The sequence below is a fragment of the Alteromonas sp. BMJM2 genome (assembly GCF_027257845.1).
In the GTDB taxonomy this organism is placed as follows: Bacteria; Pseudomonadota; Gammaproteobacteria; order Enterobacterales; family Alteromonadaceae; genus Alteromonas.
Genome location: NZ_JAPVOT010000002.1, coordinates 264,978 through 281,849 on the forward strand (window position 1 = coordinate 264,978; position 16,872 = coordinate 281,849).

At 44.4% G+C, this 16,872-nt stretch carries 15 protein-coding genes; 9 read left to right on the forward strand and 6 right to left on the reverse strand.

What is annotated here, in order from left to right; genetic code table 11:
- Window positions 1-6: 6 nt before the first annotated feature.
- On the forward strand, window positions 7-1,908 hold the full coding sequence (locus O9X84_RS03930) for an ATP-binding protein (protein WP_269518268.1): 1,902 nt from the start codon (window positions 7-9) through the stop codon (window positions 1,906-1,908).
- A gap of 87 nt (window positions 1,909-1,995) precedes the next feature.
- Entirely contained in the window at window positions 1,996-3,060 is a 1,065-nt protein-coding gene (locus O9X84_RS03935; protein ID WP_269518270.1) for a GGDEF domain-containing protein, read from the forward strand.
- Window positions 3,061-3,203: 143 nt separating this feature from the next.
- On the opposite strand, the gene O9X84_RS03940 is transcribed toward O9X84_RS03935, so the two are convergent.
- On the reverse strand, window positions 3,204-4,202 hold the full coding sequence (locus O9X84_RS03940; RefSeq protein WP_269518271.1) for an NADP-dependent oxidoreductase: 999 nt from the start codon (window positions 4,200-4,202) through the stop codon (window positions 3,204-3,206).
- 383 nt (window positions 4,203-4,585) lie between these two features.
- Here O9X84_RS03940 and O9X84_RS03945 point away from each other — a divergent pair, with 383 nt between their 5' ends.
- Together O9X84_RS03945 and O9X84_RS03950 are read left to right on the forward strand one after the other, a co-directional pair.
- Complete coding sequence (locus O9X84_RS03945) at window positions 4,586-5,893, forward strand: OmpP1/FadL family transporter (protein ID WP_269518273.1); 1,308 nt, start codon at window positions 4,586-4,588, stop codon at window positions 5,891-5,893.
- Window positions 5,894-6,076: 183 nt separating this feature from the next.
- A complete protein-coding gene (locus O9X84_RS03950; protein ID WP_269518274.1) occupies window positions 6,077-7,096 on the forward strand; it encodes a 5'-methylthioadenosine/S-adenosylhomocysteine nucleosidase family protein in 1,020 nt (339 codons plus the stop codon).
- 75 nt (window positions 7,097-7,171) lie between these two features.
- On the opposite strand, the gene O9X84_RS03955 is transcribed toward O9X84_RS03950, so the two are convergent.
- Complete coding sequence (locus tag O9X84_RS03955) at window positions 7,172-7,615, reverse strand: DUF2721 domain-containing protein (protein ID WP_269518276.1); 444 nt, start codon at window positions 7,613-7,615, stop codon at window positions 7,172-7,174.
- Between the two features lie 364 nt (window positions 7,616-7,979).
- Between O9X84_RS03955 and O9X84_RS03960 the strand changes: the two genes are divergently transcribed.
- Together O9X84_RS03960 and O9X84_RS03965 are read left to right on the forward strand one after the other, a co-directional pair.
- Window positions 7,980-10,073 carry a TonB-dependent receptor domain-containing protein gene (locus tag O9X84_RS03960; protein ID WP_269518277.1) on the forward strand — a complete coding sequence of 698 codons (2,094 nt, stop codon included), beginning with the start codon at window positions 7,980-7,982 and terminating at the stop codon, window positions 10,071-10,073.
- 430 nt (window positions 10,074-10,503) lie between these two features.
- Window positions 10,504-11,808 carry an NAD(P)/FAD-dependent oxidoreductase gene (locus O9X84_RS03965; protein WP_269518278.1) on the forward strand — a complete coding sequence of 435 codons (1,305 nt, stop codon included), beginning with the start codon at window positions 10,504-10,506 and terminating at the stop codon, window positions 11,806-11,808.
- Between the two features lie 151 nt (window positions 11,809-11,959).
- Here O9X84_RS03965 and O9X84_RS03970 read toward each other — a convergent pair whose 3' ends face one another.
- Entirely contained in the window at window positions 11,960-12,526 is a 567-nt protein-coding gene (locus O9X84_RS03970) for a YceI family protein (protein WP_269518280.1), read from the reverse strand.
- A 21-nt stretch (window positions 12,527-12,547) separates the two neighbouring features.
- Window positions 12,548-13,075: a cytochrome b gene (locus O9X84_RS03975; RefSeq protein ID WP_269518281.1), complete on the reverse strand. Its 528-nt coding sequence runs from the start codon at window positions 13,073-13,075 to the stop codon at window positions 12,548-12,550.
- Window positions 13,076-13,404: 329 nt separating this feature from the next.
- On the opposite strand from O9X84_RS03975, the gene O9X84_RS03980 reads away from it, so the two are divergent.
- The gene (locus O9X84_RS03980) at window positions 13,405-13,839 is read left to right on the forward strand and encodes a hypothetical protein (RefSeq protein WP_269518282.1); all 435 of its coding nucleotides are present in this window, start codon (window positions 13,405-13,407) and stop codon (window positions 13,837-13,839) included.
- A 25-nt stretch (window positions 13,840-13,864) separates the two neighbouring features.
- On the opposite strand, the gene O9X84_RS03985 is transcribed toward O9X84_RS03980, so the two are convergent.
- The gene (locus tag O9X84_RS03985; RefSeq protein WP_269518284.1) at window positions 13,865-14,815 is read right to left on the reverse strand and encodes an alpha/beta fold hydrolase; all 951 of its coding nucleotides are present in this window, start codon (window positions 14,813-14,815) and stop codon (window positions 13,865-13,867) included.
- Window positions 14,816-15,033: 218 nt separating this feature from the next.
- Here O9X84_RS03985 and arfB point away from each other — a divergent pair, with 218 nt between their 5' ends.
- Window positions 15,034-15,450: an alternative ribosome rescue aminoacyl-tRNA hydrolase ArfB gene (gene arfB, locus O9X84_RS03990; RefSeq protein WP_269518286.1), complete on the forward strand. Its 417-nt coding sequence runs from the start codon at window positions 15,034-15,036 to the stop codon at window positions 15,448-15,450.
- 167 nt (window positions 15,451-15,617) lie between these two features.
- The gene (locus O9X84_RS03995; RefSeq protein ID WP_269518287.1) at window positions 15,618-16,307 is read left to right on the forward strand and encodes a hypothetical protein; all 690 of its coding nucleotides are present in this window, start codon (window positions 15,618-15,620) and stop codon (window positions 16,305-16,307) included.
- Between the two features lie 118 nt (window positions 16,308-16,425).
- Here O9X84_RS03995 and O9X84_RS04000 read toward each other — a convergent pair whose 3' ends face one another.
- Window positions 16,426-16,617 carry a CsbD family protein gene (locus O9X84_RS04000; RefSeq protein ID WP_032097668.1) on the reverse strand — a complete coding sequence of 64 codons (192 nt, stop codon included), beginning with the start codon at window positions 16,615-16,617 and terminating at the stop codon, window positions 16,426-16,428.
- Window positions 16,618-16,872 lie beyond the last annotated feature (255 nt).

Sequence of the window (16,872 nt, forward strand, 5' to 3'; positions counted from 1 at the left end):
GTTAATATGCGAATAAAATCAAAATTATTAGCGATTTACATACCAATACTTTTCGTTGGTATGGCGCTAACAGGCTACTGGGCCTATCTAATTGCTTACGAATCTGTGCGAGAGCGTGAGTATCAACTACTTACTCAAACGTTGGCCTTCAATGTGATGGAAATTGTAGAGGATCGCAGAGCGCTATTAATAGACTCAGGCCTTGAAAATGTTCCGGTTTTTAGAACAGCTTACCAAAAAGAAGTGTTCGAGGAACTTGAAGGCTTGCATAAACGTACTGGCCGGCACTTCTTAATTAGTGACGAAAGCACACGGCAAACTCTTTTCAGCACCCTAGATGTGCAAGTAGGCCCCAATATCAATAATGCATCAGTGATTACCGTGAGCGATTTCAAATTGGCATTTGGTGAATCGCAGTTCGATGGCCAAGATATCCTATTTGCATGCACCGCCTTTTCCCCTTGGAATTGGAAGCTAACGGTTATTCAGCCAGCCGATGCGCTGCAGGCTTCGCTGTCGAAAATTGCGTGGTTAACTATATTAGTCACCGTGTTTGCAGTTGCTCTAGTTAGTCTTCTGCTGGGAAAAGTATCCCAGTACTTCGTTATTGCGCCGGTGGAAAAAATAAGAAAAGCCGCAAGTAGAATAGCGATTGACCATAAGCAGGTAAATATTAACGTTCAGCAAGACGATGAGCTCGGTAGTTTAGCAAGAGATGTAGAGGTGATGTCTGCGGAAATCGCCGATTATGTCAATCAGGCGCAGCAGGCAAACCGTGCGAAAACCGATTTTCTTGCGGTAATGAGTCATGAAATAAGAACACCATTAAATGGTATACAGGGCCTTGCGACACTATTGCTAGACACACCGCTAAATGACAAACAGCACAAATACGCTGCCGATTTAAAAGCTTCAGCGTCTATTTTGGCGAACGTGATTAATGATGTATTAGATCTTTCAAAAATTGAGTCTGGAATGTCAGAGCTAGACATGGCGGAGTTTAATCTTGAGGAGATGCTGAGCGATCTGATCACCTTGCTCGGCACCAATGCAAGTGCAAATGGCTCAAGATTAATTTATTCCAGTAAAAATCTCGATGATGTTTCAGTAACCAGCGACATTACCAAGCTGCGTCAAATTATTATTAACCTAGTGAGTAATGCGATTAAATTTACTCGCGAGGGTACGGTAACGATATCGGCAAAGCTACAAAAGCCTTCTGAAAAACACACCCAAGATAATAAGCTCATCATATCGGTAAAAGACACTGGAATAGGCATAGAGCAAGACCGTTTAGCTCACATATTTGATAAATTTACTCAGTCAGATTCGTCTATCACTCGCCAGTATGGCGGTACAGGGCTCGGGCTTTCTATAGCCAAACAGCTCGCTGAATTATTGGGTGGTGATATTAAGGTAATGAGCAAAGTGGGTGAGGGGTCAAACTTCTTGGTCACCGCCATGGTGAAAAGTCGTCTGAAGGTAGACATAACTGAAGGCGGCTCAAATGCAAATGGACAAGGCGCAGCCCAACTTCGCAAAGGGATTAACGTACTTTTAGCCGAAGACAACGCGATTAACGCGGTAGTAGCAAAAGCCTTGTTAGAGCAGCTTAACTGCAACGTTACTCACGTAGAAAACGGCATGTTCGCCGTTGATAAGGTGGAAGAAAACGGCATCGACATGGTATTTATGGACGTTCATATGCCAGTAATGGACGGTATAGAAGCCACTCGTCGTATAAGAAAGCTGTCGGGGACTCTTGGTGAAATACCCATTGTGGGGTTAACAGCTGAGGCCTTTCAGGAGCGACATATTGCGTTTAAAGAAGCGGGAATGAACGATATTGTTACCAAGCCAATTACTATCGATGGCTTACGGAATAGTTTATTGAAGTTAAACCTGTGATGATTTTTAGGGTGAATGGACGTTCTTGCGCTAGAATCATAGCTCCATTATAAAATTAATCATTTGCAAAACACGGAGGCGTTTTCCTTGCAGGCTAATAAAGCAAAAGAGCGAGTTCGCCTTCGAATAGCCTTAATTATTGGTGCACTCATTGTTGCGTGTTTTATGGTTGCAGATTTTTTACTGCTGCCAAGCGCCATGCATCAAATTTATCTCTATGACCGCCTCTTTGTTCAAATACCGATTATTCTTGTCGCGTTGGTGCTGTCATTTTGGCGGCACTTTTCTCACTACCGAGCCTATATATTTACAACCCTTTTGGTGGCGCTGACTTACTCTAACTACTGGGTAATCTACGTTTGCTGGCAGGAATACCAATTTGCTTTTCCTTATGAGGGAACCATTTTATATGCGTTTTACTGTGTATTTGCCTTAGGCATTCCTTTTCGCTTTGCCATTATCAGCGCAGTAATCAATGTAATTGGCTTTATTGTGGTGATGTGGCTAGCACCCGCCTATGGCGATCGTATGCCTATTTCGCTAGGCTTTGTCGCCGCCTCTTTGTTTACGTGCTCGTACGCAAAATATCGCTTAGACAGAAGCCTCACGTTACTGAAAAAAACCAATGATCGCCTTACCAAGCTCAGTAAGTTCGACCCCTTGTCAGACTTACTCAATAGGCGAGCTCTGCGCAATCAAAGTGAAAACCTGTTGGCCTATTCAAAGCGCCACGGCGTGTCATTAGCAGTCATCATGTTAGATTTGGATGATTTCAAAGCCTACAACGACCACTTTGGTCACCAGCAGGGTGATGAAGCGATACGTCAGCAATCCTCTATACTGCAAGGCATATTTAAGCGTGAAACGGATATCATAGGTCGCTATGGTGGCGAGGAGTTTGTGGTTGTGCTTAGCGACGTAAATGAAGAGCAACTTAAGCAAAGCTGCCAAAATATCTTACAAGGCTGGGAGGGGACAAACTTAGCTCACGCACCTAATGCGGCACATCCATTTATAAGTTGCTCTATCGGCGCTGTTATTACCAATAACCCTGGCGATGCCTCAATAGATAGCCTTATTGGTGTTGCAGATAAAGCACTGTATAAAGCAAAAAATAAGGGTAAGGCCTGTTACGAAGTTGTCGCGCTTTGATTGGTGTAATTTAATTAAAAAAAGCGGAATTGGAAAAGCTTAGTCGGTGAAGTAGTGTAAAGCACACCACAGTTTACGCCGTGTTGAAGGCCGCAAACCATGGTGTGTACGGTTTTATCGCTAAACGTTGACCGTATATCGGCCTACAGTTTTACAATCATCTTGCCTGTATTTTTGCCTTCAAACAGCATGTTTAAACCTTTCTCGGCGTTTTCTAGTCCATCGATGGCGTGCGCGCGATACTTTATTTTGCCTTGCTGTACGTAAGGTGTGAGCTTTTCAAGCAGTTGAGGTAGTTCGCCCCAGTGATCGGGCATAGCAAAACCGCGAATGGTAATACGCTTTTTGATAAGTGGGATCCAATTTGGACCTGCTGAAGGTTCGTCAGCCTGATAATCGGCAATCATGCCACACACCACTATACGCCCATGTGCATTCATTCTATTGAAAACGTGGTGCTGAATGGGACCACCCGTATTTTCAAAATAAACATCGACCTTGTCTGGGGTTAGCTCAGCCAGCTTGGCTTCCAGATCGTCTGTTTTGTAATTTATTGCGCCGTCAAACCCTAATTCGTTAACGATCCAATCCGCTTTTTCATCGCTGCCAACTACACCGATAACGCGCAAGCCATCCGCTTTTGCTAACTGACCTACCATAGACCCTACCGAGCCCGCAGCTCCAGTGACTACAATGGTTTCACCTTCTTTCGGGTGGCCAAAGTTATACAAGCCTGTTGTTGCAGTAAGCCCTGGTAATGCAAATACACACAGTGCCATTTCTTCTGTTACACCAGACTGTAGCTTGTTAAACCCTGAGCCATCGCTTAATACGTATTCTTGCCAGCCAGTCATGCCCATTACTTTGTCGCCTTCGGCGAATTTGGCGTTTTTAGACTTAACAACTTCACCTACGCCGCTTGAGCGCATCACTTCACCTAGCTCTACAGGCGGAATATAACTTTCTCTGTCTTCACTCATCCAGCCAAGCATCGCTGGGTCTAAAGACATGTGGGTTTGTTTTATCAGTATCTGCCCGTCTTTTACCTCTGGAATGTCTAGTTCTTTGGTTTCAAAAAGGTGAGGCCCTATTTTTTTATCACTAGGACGCTGAACAAGAGATATCGATTTGTAGGTAGCCATGGTTACCTCCTTATAGTGTGAACCATCAGTTCCCTTAAAAAGAAAGGGGCTATTATTTGGTTTAGGCGTTTAACAAGGGTGGGGGCTATTCATTCAAACACAAGTAGCACAGATACCAGTAGTACACACAAGTGCTGATCGATTTTTATTCAGTTGACCAAGTTGGAAGGGGTGTGTAGAGCGCCTAGCTATATTTTATTATTAACATAAAGAAGGTTTGCTGTTTACGTACAGTTTTCATTTTAGGTTATAAATTCGGCGAACGTGTCGTTAAAATTGTAAAAATAGTGATAAAAGTGCGTGAATAGCATTTAGCATTGTTGAACAAATGTGCTCCTGTCCGTAGAATGCGCGCTGCAATTTTTTCTTCAAATGAGTATTTTATGAAGCAACAGCTCTCTCTTCGTGCCTCGGTATGCCTAGCGTTAACAACATTCGCTTCTTCTTCAGCTTTTTCAGCTGGTTTTCAGGTTAACGAGCACAGTGCTAATGGCCTAGGTCGCGCAATGGCAGGCCAAGCCGCAACTCCCGAAAACGCCTCTATTCTAGCCACAAACCCTGCGGCAATTGGCGTGTTTACACAGTCACAATTTAGCAGCTCGGTTAGCGTTATTGCGCCAAGCGTAGATATTAGCGGTGATGTAAGCTACGCCGCCGGCGGACAAACCATTGGCTCTGCCGATGCGTCGAACCAGGATATTGCCGATACCGCCATTGTACCAAGCATTTTCTATACAACGCCTATCAATGACAAATGGGCTGCTGGCGTGGGCGTATTTACTACCTATGGACTTCGCTCTGACTACAGCGATGACTTTGACGCACTGCATTTTGCCGATGCAGCAGAGGTGCGCTCAATTACCATTAACCCAGCAGTTTCTTACAAAGTGAATGAGCAGCTAATGCTAGGCGCGGGTATTAACGCTACTTTTGCAGATGCAGAAATAAGTTCAGCTATTTCCAATAGTCTATCGCCAATATTGAGCAATGCGTTACAAACGCAAGTGCCTGCAACAACTTCTATTTTTAAACTGGAAGGGGAAGATTGGGGCTTCGGATGGAATGTGGGTGCGTTTTGGCAACCAACAGACATGACGAATATCGCGTTGTCTTATCGCGCTGAAACAGAGCTAACGTTAAGTGGTGAGGTAAGTTCACAGATTACGCCTTCGTTAAATCAGCCTGGTAGCCTAGATTTGAATTTAGCAGCTATCACTGAGTTGGCAGTAAACCAAAAGCTGAATAGTCAATGGTCGGTACAGGCCAGTTTAACGTTCACCGACTGGAGCACCTTTGAAAAGCTAGAAGCTAATTTAAGCGATGGTTCTGACTTTTTGATCAAACAAGAAAACTTCGATGATTCGCTGCGCGCATCTGTTGGTGTTACCTATTTATACAGTGATGAGCTTACCCTACGCGCAGGTTATGCCTACGACGATGGTGTAGTTACAATAGAAAACCGTTCACTCAGTATTCCAGATACCGATCGCCATTGGGTGTCAGGTGGCTTTACGTATTCATTTAGTGAAAGCACCTCTGTAGATGGCGCCTATGTTTACATTAATGGTCGAGAAGCGGATATCAATAAAACGCGAGCGCTTAACGAGCAAGGTACATTAACGTCTACGTTTGTGGGTACGCAATCTGCCACTGCGCATATTCTTAGCGTACAGGTTAACCACCGCTTCTAAGCGCCATTTTGCTTTTCATGGTACACAAGTCGCAGCGAAACCTGCGGCTTGTGTGCTATCTATCTATGTGCCGTTTATTCATGTGGATTGTAAATACGTTTAATCCACAGGTTGGAGGTTTTTTTAGCTTAATAAAGTGGTAGTTTAAGGTATCTCAATCACTGATATCGACATAACGCTTTCATGAAAAAACACATCTTCATACTGCTTTTCACCTTTAGCTCGCTGTGGCTATTCGGCTGCACATCCACTAGTAATATTGATACCGCAAGCACCAGCGTCTACGGGCCGAAAGTGTTTGAGTCGCCGTCGCTCACCGCTATTACTGTGGCTTATGCCCCTGAAATGCAGGGGATTTTGAAGCGTATTGAGCAAGATCCAAATGCAAGTATCCACACCACAACGAAAATCAAAGGGATAACGTATCGTTTAGGTACGTATCACGACCAGCCTATCCTCGTGTTTGCTACGGGAATGAGTATCGCCAATGCGGCGCTGTCCATGCAAATGGCGCTAGACTATTTCCCAGTGAAACAGGTGGTGTTTATGGGTATTGCAGGTGCGGTTAATCCAAAGTGGCGTCCTGGGGATGTCATTGTGCCGGCGCGATGGTATTACCACGACGAGAGTGTGTACACCAATGAAGACCCTAATGCACCGGGCAAGTATATTCTTCCCGAGTATTATGAGGCATTTGTGAAAAAGCAAGATGCCCGTCGAGTAAATGATCCACATTTACCTCATTATAAGCCGTTTCAGTTTATTCACCCTGATGAAGTACTCATTGTAAAAGAAGGCATGGATGAGCCGGTGGATACTGCCTATTTCAGTGCAACTCAGCGCTTACTCAATGCTGCACAGGCGGCCATGTCCACCATGCCAACACAGCGAGTGCTAGACGACCGTGACGCTACTCTTTTTGTGGGTGGGAATGGTGTTACGGGCTCGGTATTTTTAGACAATCGAGAGTACAGACAATGGACGCGCGATGTGTTTAGCGCAGAAGTGACCGAAATGGAATCAGCTGCCATTGGGCAGGTGTGCACTATCAATGATGTAGACTGGGTTATTATTCGCGCCATTAGCGACTTAGCAGGTGGGCAAGAAGGCCTTAATGTGGAAAGTAAATACGATACAGAAGTGTCGAGAATTGGGGCGAATGTGCTTTTTTCTGTGCTAGACGAGCTATCGAAAAGCCAATAACGTTTCACTGCTAGAGCGCGCAGAAAAAAAGCGCGCTACTAGCAGAGTTGATATGGGACTAGCAATGATGTGCCTTTAGCGAATGGTTCGCACCATGTTGATAGTATTGGTAGCCAATTTAACTTCGATTAAAAACACGATTAGCGCAATTATTAAGAAGATCATGGCAAGAATAAAAAGCACTATCACCGGTGTTTTTAAATCGACTATCCACAGCGAACCAGCAAATAACGCCATGATGACAGAGCACACAAGAAGGCCTGAGGTAACGCAAAGGCCGATGGCCCAATTGATAACTTTTACTCTTCTCCACAGCACTTTAATTTCGCGCTTAGACCTATCCACGATATGGGGGTCGGATAGCGTATGAATTTGTCTTTCTGCAACACGAACCCTATCTGAAATTCGCCCTAGCCGCGAAGACATGACGTTTAAAAAGCCTGCAATCCCCGTGAGTAAAAAAACCGGAGCCACAGCGAATTCTATGAGTTGGGAGAGACTTGGGATTAGCGTGTTCAATACATTCTTCCTACATAGCTATGTCTAATTAAATGGTGCAATTACATGGTTATTGTACTTAAAAGTGGGTGAAAGCTAGATCTGTCTTACTTTTATGAACGTTTAACGTAATGCTTTTATTGTAGTGGTAACAATATCGTATAGTAACGTTATCACGCGGTTTATATTTTTATATATGCATATCTGATTTTGAATCGTTGTAACAGTGCGCACTGGTTTATCAATATTGGCTGAATAGGCTTGCGAATCGCAGTCGCTTGCCAGAAAGATAGCAAAGCATGAACATTAGCATCTGAAAAAAAGCTAGCACAAATAAAAACGGATACAAAAAGTCACCGCAAACTTATTATTCAAAGGATTATTAATGACGTTTAAGCCGTTATTTCCATTGCCTCTTTTTAAATTGTCTATAACCGCATTGTCGCTAACAGCCGGTTTGTCCACTGTTTCAGCTGCAGAAAATATCGACAATATTGAGCGTATTGAAACCACCTCGTCCCGTATCGCGGGTAACGAAAACAATGTTGGCTATATTGTATCTTCAATCACTGAAGACACCTTAGATCTGTTGTCGTTCCAGCACATTCAAGAATCGCTTAATTACATTGCGGGAGCGGGTGTGCAGCGAGGCAATGGACAAGAATATTTACCTGCACTGCGCTCTCCCGTGCTTACTGGCGCTGGTGCCTGCGGCGGTATCTTAGCTGCTGAAGACGGCATCCCGTTGCGTGCCGCTGGCTTTTGTAATATTAACGAGCTCTTTGAGGCCCATGGCGAAATGGCTCAGCGTATTGACGTTATAAAAGGGCCGGCCTCTGCGCTGTATGGTTCTAATGCCATTCACGGCGTAATTAACGTTGTGACGCCTGATACCACCAGAGGGGGCGGAGTTGTAGGCTTGGACTACGGCTCTTACGGATTTCACCGCGTTAAATTAAGGCAAGGTAAAGACTTCGGCGATAGCGGAATAGGCATTAATGCTAGCATCACCAGAGACACGGGTTATCGGAACGATGAGGGCGTCGATCAGGAAAAAGTGAATATTCGCCATAGAGCTGACTTCGACAATGTGTCGATAACAAGCGGTGTAACGTACACCAATCTCGATCAGGAAACGGCAGGCTATATAACCGGTTTTGAAAGCTATAAAGATAAGCAGGTAGCAAGGAGTAATCCAAACCCAGAAGCGTTTAGACAAGCAAAAAGCTTACGAATTTGGAGCAAAGTAGACTGGCTATTTAATAACAACAGTGCACTGTCTATTACGCCTTACGTGCGCGATCAGTCTATGGACTTTAGAATGCATTTTCTGCCGGGCAAGCCACTTGAGCAAAACGCGCAAGAAGGCGTAGGTGTACTAACGCAATACAATTACATTATGAGCCCTACGTTGAATATTGATGTTGGTCTAGATGCTGAATATACCCAAGGTGAACTCATTCAATCGCAAGATGGTGAAACTGTAGGCTCGGCGTTTCTCGTTGAAACTGTCCCCCAAGGGAAGCATTACGATTACAACGTGGACGCAACGCTGTTAGCGCCGTTTTTTGCCGTTAATTTGCAGCAAGGCGCATGGGGTATTTCCATTGGCGGTCGATTCGAGAGTATGCGATACGACTACACCAATAATATGAATGTGGGGAGATTGACAGAGGACGGTTCTGAGTGCGGATTTGGTGGGTGCAGATATAGTCGGCCTGAAAGCGGCAAAAACGACTTTGATAACTTTAGCCCAAAACTGTCGATGCAATACGCTTTATCTGACTCCACACGTTTTTATGGTGGCATAGCCAAAGGTTATCGAGCCCCTCAAGCCACCGAGCTTTACCGCTTACAACGAGCGCAACAAGTGACTGACTTAGACGCGGTGGACGCAACTAACATAGAAGTTGGTATACGGGGCGAACTGGCTGACGGCAGCTATGTACTGTCTCTGTACAGCTTAGAGAAAGACAACGTAATTTATCGCGATAGCGATTTCTTTAACGTTAGCAATGGAGAAACGTGGCACAGAGGTGTTGAGCTTACCTTTAATTATGCTATTAACTCCCGCTTACGCATCGATTTTGCGGGCTCCTATTCTGCACATACCTATGAGCACGATCAGCTATCTGGAGAGGTCAATATTAAAGGCAACGATATGGATACGGCGCCAGACTGGTTGGTAAATACTCGACTGCAATATTCGCTAACCGACGCCATAGAAACACAGCTAGAGTGGCAACATGTTGCGAGCTATTTTACTGACCCAGAAAATGCCAACGAATACGAAGGTCACAACCTTTTTCATGCCCGCGCAAGTTATGCCGTGTCTGACAATATGACGTTATATGCCCGCATTAATAACCTGCTTGATGAAACCTATGCTGAACGAGCCGATTTTACCTCGTTCACCGGTGCACGTTACTTTCCAGGGCGCCCACGTAACTTTATGCTAAGCGCCACATTTACGATGTAAGGCTATTATTCAAAGTTGCTAAATACGGATGCTAAATTCAGTTGCTAAATACGGCTTCTAAATACAGTGACTAAGTGCGGCTGCTATGTAAGGTTGCTATGCGATGTTATCAGAAAGGGTGACTAGACCGGGTTACTAGAGATAGTTATCCCAAAAAAGCTATCCAAAAGACCTATTTGAAACAGTACTTGTTTCTGTAAAGGAAGTGCACCCTCTTGCAACGGCTGTGCACTTACCTAGCCAACCATGATCACTTGTAGGCACAAGGTGATAGGCGTAATCTGTAGATGTGCTGCTTGCGCTGCATGGGTTGCACTTAATCAACCACGCCAGATTAGCCGCATCAGATTAACCACATTAGAAAGTCACGCCACCTATAAAGTATTGCATCAGTGTTTATAGGTGGAATGATTTTTACAGGTAAACACGCATGCAAAAAATAGTCATAGTGGGAGGCGGCGCAGGTGGGCTTGAATTAGCCAGCCGTTTAAGTCGCAAACTTGGCAGCAAAAATAAAGCTGATATTACGCTAGTAGATAGAAGCAGAACCCATGTCTGGAAGCCACTGTTACATGAAGTGGCCGCAGGTGTTATTGATAAGCACTCTGACGGGGTAGACTACGCCATTCACGCGGCATCTCATCATTATCGCTTCCAGTTAGGAGAGATGTGCTCAATAGATGCCGCGGCAAAAACACTGACACTCTCTCCGCTTATAGATGAAGAGGGGCATGAAGTGCTTCCCAAGCGCCACGTTGAATACGACCAGCTTGTTATGGCAATCGGGAGCGTAAGCAATGATTTTGGTACGCCAGGTGTAGCAAAACACTGCTACCTGCTTGATTCATTGGCGCAAGCCGAGCGCTTTCATCGAGCCCTATTAAATCAACTTATTCGCGTAAACCAACAGGAAGGCCCTAATTCAGATAAAAACGCGCATATTAATGTTGCCATTGTGGGTGCGGGTGCTACAGGCACAGAGCTGGCGGCGCAGCTTCACCATGTGGCTAACCTTTCAAAGGCTTACGGCATGCCGGACATGTCCGCTTCGCGACTTAAAATTACTATTGTTGAGGCTGGAGAACGCATACTTCCCGCACTGCCGACGCGCATTGCCAATACGGCTCGTGAGGCATTAAACGACTTAGGCGTTGTCATTAAAGAACAAACTACGGTAGCAGAGGCAGACTGCGACGGACTTATTACCAAAGACGGTTCTCGTATCGACGCTGACTTAATGGTGTGGGCAGCAGGGGTTAAAGCGCCGGATTTTATTACCAGCATGGGGCTGTTTGAGACTAATAAAGCGAATCAAATTCTTGTTGATGAGCAGCTTAGAAGCACCACAGAAAAAACGATTTGGGTACTGGGCGACTGCTGTGGTTTTCAGCAGGAAAATGGAAAGTGGGTACCGCCTCGGGCGCAGTCCGCGCACCAGATGGCAGACATTGTCGCTCATAATATTTGTGCCCTGATTAATGGCAAAACAACAAAACCGTTTGTTTATCAGGACTACGGTTCGTTAGTGCATTTGAGTAAATACAGCACGGTGGGCAGTTTGATGGGCTCGTTGTCAAACGGCAGTATGTTTATAGAGGGCCGATTGGCTAAGCTAGTGTATGTGTCGCTTTATAATATGCACCAGTTTGCCGTTCACGGAAAGGTGAAAGGGGTGCTTAAGCTGCTGGTTAAAAAATTAAGCCACGCCATGAGCCCAAAACTTAAGCTTCATTAAGGCTTTATTTTCTCGTTAATAACAGAAAGCTCGCCAATAGCAGAAAGCCCGCATACCAGCTGTTGCTACAGCATCAAACCGGTATGCGGGCTGTTTATTCTGTTTGTTGCTCATTTATCGCGAGCTAAATTATCGCAAGCTTACTTTGTACTTATTGCTTAACGCCTTCTACGTGCAGCTCTAGTTCTACCGTTTGTGACGCCGGACCTAGGTCGTAATCAATACCAAAGTCTTTCAGTGCAATTACCGTCGTTCCCATGAACCCAGCGCGATAGCCGCCCCACGGATCTTTACCTTCGCCAATCTTTTTCGCATTAATGGTAATAGGTTTAGTGACACCATGAAACGTAAAGTCGCCCATCACGTCCATCATACCGTCGCCCTTTTCAACAATTTTCGTGCTGACAAATTTTGCTGAAGGGTATTCATCAACGTCTAAAAAGTCGTCGCCTTTTAAATGCTTGTCTCGTTCAGCGTGATTTGAATCGATGCTGTCGGTGGTAATGTTTACCATTATATTTGCATCACTTGGTTTCTCGTCATCATAGCTAAAGGTACCTTCAAAGTCATTGAAGCGACCTGTAAGCCATGAATAACCTAAATGCTGAATTTTAAAGTTGATTGACGCGTGTGCGCCCTTGCTATCGATAACGTAATCAGCTGCTTGAACCGAGCTCATCGATAATGCGGCTGCGAGTGCCAGTGCTAACTTCTTCATACTATCTCCTTTCATTGATTTTTATCGAAGCCGTAACATCTGCTTCAGCGTGTCGTCTTTATTGAAAAAATGATGTTTTAGCGCTGCTACTGCGTGCAGTGAGGCAGTAACAATCAGTGTCCATGCTAAATAGAAATGGACGTCGCCCGCGATATCCTCTTGGTTCTCAATGAGCCCACCAAGGGCAGGTACTGCAAACCAGTTAAAAACGTCGATTGCTCTACCGTCTGCAGTTGAAATTAGGTAGCCAGAGGTGAACATACTTAACAGCAGCGCATACAAAAAAAGATGTCCGACTTGACTTGCGCGCTTTTCAATCCCACTTCCATGTGCAGCTGGTCGAGTGCTAAATAGGCGAAATACTATACGTGCCACGGTTAACGCTAAAAGAATGAGACCTGCACTTTTGTGCCAATGGGGCGCGGTTTTGTACCAGTCGCTGTAGTAGGTAAGGTCGACCATCCACAGCCCAGACGCAAACATACCAGCCACTGCTAATGCGGTAACCCAGTGCATAAATAAAAGAATTCGCGGCCATCTCGTGTTCATAGTGCGTCCATCTATCATGTTAAGTTCAGCATATAGTCTAAACTTAAGAATGAAAATTTCTAAAAATTCGACAGTTCGTTCTTTTTTTTAGAATCTAACCTGACTAACGACTCGCCAGTCGTGACTTAATCAATCATGTCTTTGCTAAGCGGTTAAAAAGCGCTCTGAAAGAGAAGCTCGTAGACATAAAGCTGTTTGAACGTAACTGGTGTTAATAAAGTTTAATAATGGGTAGGTGTTTATATACGCAATCTGGCTCGATTTTGGCAGCACGACTGGGGAATAACGAAAATTAGAACACTAATGCCGATTAGAAGTGAGGTAAGAACATGAGCAAAACGCCGCTCCCCACTAATGTGGTGACAAAAGCGTTCACGTGGGCAACTCAAGAATTAGGCCTAAATGTTACGCAGGTTTCTGAAATGCTAGGAATTTCTACGCAAACCCTAGCAAAGAATACTTTGAATGGATTCGAAAACAGCACACCAGCTTACAGAAAGCAGCTGTCGTTTATCCGCATGTATTATTTACTTAGTGCTATGTCAAAAGGAAACACTGAACAAATACATTCATGGTTTTATAGTTATAATATGGCGTTTGGATCAACTCCGTCGGATACGTGTTCGCAATATGACGGACTAGAGCGTATATCAGACTACCTTCGTTCGTTAAAGCAAAGCGATGCGGAAGATCAATTTTCGCCCATTTTATCAAAACATAAACAGGGTGATGGTTCGGCGCTGCAAAAAACAACGATGCACTAGCCGCGGCTACATCATAAAGATATGATTAACAGGCCCTGATATTCTGCGCATGCTTATCGTTAATGGCGCATATAAAGTCAGCGCAACGCTGAGGCTGTGTTACGGGGATCATGTGCCCTGCGTCTCCAATTATTTCTGATACAGAACCCGCGATAGTGCTTTTTACAGGATGTATATGCATGTCAGGCGCTAAGATAGCGTCTTGTTCGCCATATAACACGCCAACGGGGCAGGTTATGTTAGCGTAAGCTGAGTGCTGACGACCTAAGCTACCTTGCGCTGCCACAGTATCGCGGCTCCCCTCGTAAAAAGACTTTGAATGCAGGGCCAGCGCTCCACCTCCATGTTTTGCAAAACTTTTTGGGACTGCTTCAGGGTAAAAAATTTGCGATATTTGTTTGCTACCAAATTTTACTCTGAACGGGCTAGCGATAGTTTTAGATATGCTTTTACGTAGAAAGTTATTAGGAATGTAAAGAATGGAAAGCGGACCTGCGCCTTTGAGTAACCGCGTGGTGAGTGGACACAGCAGCGATACAGCATTAATGCGCTCGGGGGCATCAATCGCCATGCGCAGTGCAATTCCGCCACCCATGGAGTGACCAACAAGATAGGCATTATCAATACCGACTTTGTCCATCCATTCACGTATCATGCTGCTTTGCTTTTCAAATGACGCTGATGTGGACTTTGCGCGGATAGAAAACCCATTTCCTGGTCTATCAATACTGTAAACCGTGTAGCGAGTTGCTAATATTGATGCGAGCTTCGAGAAATTAGCACTATTGCCTAACAGGCCGTGAATAAGTACCAGTGCGGGACCACTTCCCTGCATTTGCCAGTGAATTGTGCCACCCTCTACAGGAGTCAGCTTGCCTGGTGCGAAGAAGTTTTGTTCAATTTTTTTATCAATGTTAGTGGTAAACCAAACAAGTAAGGCAAGAATAAAAACAATAATGAGCAAAGCAATGAACATACGTGTTCCAATATAAAGTAGATAAATAAACGTATAGGTTTCTTGAAACAGCGTCAACAACGTAATTGCGTACTCGAGTTAGAAGTCAGAGGGATTGCTAAATGCATGATTTAAGAAATGCATGGTTTGAAAAATGCGTGTTGGTGAAAAAAGAAAGCGGCGAAACGCCCATGACAAAAGTCATCAAGAAGCCTGGTAAATAGGTTATAGGAAGGTTAATGGAACGGAAAATAACGTCGTCAATATCAATTGATGAAAGCGAAATAGAGATGCAGGCGATTCGTGCACAGGGCGCGGGCGGCCAAAATGTGAATAAAGTAAGCAGTGCTATTCATTTGCGCTTTGATATACGGGCATCATCGCTGCCGGATTCCCTCAAAGAGTCTTTGCTTTCTGCAAAAGACAAGCGATTAACTACCGACGGCGTTCTTGTATTAAAGGCACAAAATTATAGAACGCAGGAACAAAACAGAGAAGATGCGATTACTCGACTGATAGGATGGATTAAAGCAGCGACAATTAAACAAAAACCAAGAAAGCCCACGCGAGTGAGTCGCGCCGCGAAAGCGCGAAGAGTAGATGCGAAAAAATTACAAGGTGCTAAAAAAACTTTGCGAGGAAAAGTGGAAGTTTAGGAGCAAATAAACTAAAGTATAAGGCTCAAATTTGTCATTCCGCAAGACAACGGAAAACTCTAATAAATATAACTAGATGTGTCTTGTGTGCTGGGGTGTAGTGCCTAACAGCGCATCTTATCGATGTGTGCTCACCCTCAATATCGGAAATTAGGAAAGCAGAAAAAGTGACTCGTTCAGAAGTTATCCCAATGGTGCTGTTTGCAGCTATCGTTTTTTGCCTTGGTATGAATACTCCCCAAGCAGCAAATGAAATCATTGCGCGATTATTCAATCAATCAATCACCAATAGTGAGCTGCAGCCTTCTCAGGCAGACGTAGAGCGTTTTCAATCTATGCTTACGGACAAGTCTGAAAAGGAAGTGCGCCACTTACTTGCCCAGCGCGCTTTAGGTAGCAAGATCACTGAATCTGTACTAGCAGACTTTGCCAATAAAAATGAAATTGCCCCTGAAGTCAGTGAAATTCAGTCAGCCTATTCGGTAATAAAGCTGTGGACTGTCGATTTAGACAATGCGGGTGAATACCCTGAAGAAGAGCTTGAGCGTTACCGTATGGCCTTAGCGCAAAGCATGGCTAAAAGCTGGAAAGTGTCTAAGGCACTTTACGAAGCTTATGGTGGTGATGTTGTTTTTCAGCAAGATAACCCGCTTACTCCGGTTGGCGCATACCAGCAGCTTTTCGAGCAATACCGCGAGAAGGGTGAGTTCGTTATTTACGACCCAATATTTAAAGCGGCGTTTTGGAGTTCGGTTCGTATGAAATACGCGAAGACTCAAGAGCCAGACAATATCGACTTTTCTTTTCCGTGGTGGGAAAGAAGAATGAGCGCCTCTGAAGGCGGTAAAAGCAATTAAAAGACCCACCTTTTCATCATATGCTATGTGAAAAGGTGGATGCGTAGACTAATTGTCAAATTACTCATTAATCTACATAGTCATCAAACTCTGATGACTATTTAGTTCAGGTAGCTATTTAGTTTAAGTAGCTATCGACTTCGCGCTCTGCTTCGTCGCGATTTTTGCCGTATGCCTGCTGAACCTTACCAATTAATTCTTCTCTGCGACCATCAATTTTATCTAGGTCGTCGTCGGTAAGTTTGCCCCATTTCTGCTGCACTTTACCTTTCATTTCCTTCCAATTACCTTCGATACGATCACTGTTCATAATGTTTTCTCCTTGTCATAATGAATAAAAGCATTTGTTGGTCTTTGGAGTCGACCTGAGTTGCTTACTCAATAGTAAGAATGCAATTCACAGTCCAATGTGTAAGGTTATGAAATTAATGACTATTATTGATTTTGAATTACATGGCGCACTGTAATTCGTGCAGTAATTACAAGCGCCTGAAAATTCTGCATGAACAGCGAGTGCTCGCTTACCCGGCTTTTAACCTATTTGCAAACGCTACGCCGCCTAAAT